The sequence below is a fragment of the Rhizobium sullae genome (assembly GCF_900169785.1).
Taxonomy (GTDB): Bacteria; Pseudomonadota; Alphaproteobacteria; order Rhizobiales; family Rhizobiaceae; genus Rhizobium; species Rhizobium sullae.
In genome coordinates, this window is sequence record NZ_FWER01000253.1 from 1 (window position 1) to 228 (window position 228).

At 69.3% G+C, this 228-nt stretch carries 1 protein-coding gene; it reads left to right on the forward strand.

The genetic code is table 11. From position 1 onward, the window contains the following. On the forward strand, positions 1–228 hold a 228-nt coding region (locus tag BN1800_RS40035; RefSeq protein ID WP_179214050.1), incomplete at both ends, for a transposase.

Sequence of the window (228 nt, forward strand, 5' to 3'; positions counted from 1 at the left end):
TGGCGCTGTCGGACGGCGCGGTCTACGACCTGCCGCGCATGAGCGACGCGGAAAAGCGCCGGGAGGAGACCCTCGCGCGCGTCGTCTCGAGGCGCAAGAAAGGGTCGAAGAACCGCGCCAAGGCGCAGCGGGACCTGCGGAACTTCAGGGCGCGGATCGCAAGACGTCGCCGCGACGCCAAGCACAAGGTGACGACCGCCGTCGTCTGCCGCTGCGCCGTCATCTATC